1 protein-coding gene is annotated in these 1,070 nt (G+C 49.5%); it reads left to right on the forward strand.

Going from position 1 to position 1,070, the window contains the following annotated elements:
- Positions 1-1,070: hypothetical protein (locus FYJ39_RS20675; protein WP_195840500.1), on the forward strand; the 1,070-nt coding region annotated here is incomplete at both ends.

Below are 1,070 nucleotides of genomic sequence, written 5' to 3' on the forward strand. Positions count from 1 at the left end.
GGCGGCGGTGGTGGCGGAGGCGGCGGTGAAGGCGGCGAAGGTTCCATCGCTCTGGAAGTACACCGCTACAAGCACAGCGAAGACTGGCAGACCACCTACAACGTGGATCTCCGGAAACTGGATTCCGAAACCGGAAAGCCTCTGAAGGGTTCTCATTGGGACATTTTAGAGTATGACACCTTAGGAGACTGGGATGACGCCGGCACACAGCTCGGAAACACCTACCTGGATCATCCGAAAGATGAAGCTTCCAACATCGGCACCAAATACAACTGGGCCAACGACAGCGGCAGCCAGTTCACCCGTTGGGACGATGAGGATGCCTGTAACCGGGACGATAATGTGACCGGAGCTGATGGTTACCTGTACGAAACCAACACGATCGGAAACCCAACTTCCACAAAGGCCCATTCCGATACCTATGATTATACCTACACAAAAGGTTACTGCACCGGCCATCCAAAGCCTATCGTTGTGCATTATGAATGTGATCATGAGGAAGACGAAGACTGTGACTGCGATGAACTGAATGCGGAGCTGGATGCTCTTGCAGAAGAAGCCTGGCAGGAGCAGGTGGATTACTGTGAGCAGCTGGCAGCCGAAGGCGGATTTTTCCACACAGCCGAAGAAAGTATTTCGGATGCTGCAAAAAATGAGCTCATTGCAGATAGGGATCAGTTTTATGATGATTTCATCAGCCTGACCTACGATTACAGCGCCGAAGAAATTGCTGCGCGGGACGGATATATCATTCATGGCAATCACACCGATGATATTCCAGTAGAACGCGTTGTCATCCATTCCAGCGAATATCTTTCCGAAAAGAGTGGAGCTTCTTCCAATGCCGCTGTTGTAGATCAAAGCGAAACGGAACTTACAACAGGAAATGAATCCAATATGGATCTTGCAACAAAGTCAGAGGCAGAAAAAGAACTGGAAGTTTTACTTCCTAAAACTCCGGCTTCCCAGCTCCCGACTTCAAAAGAGTCCATTGCGGAATCGAAAGAAGAAAAAGAAGAAGTAGCGGAATCAACAGAAAAGACGGAACCGGAATCCGAAACTGAGGAAAC

This window comes from Clostridium porci, from assembly GCF_009696375.1.
Taxonomy (GTDB): domain Bacteria; phylum Bacillota; class Clostridia; order Lachnospirales; family Lachnospiraceae; genus Enterocloster; species Enterocloster porci.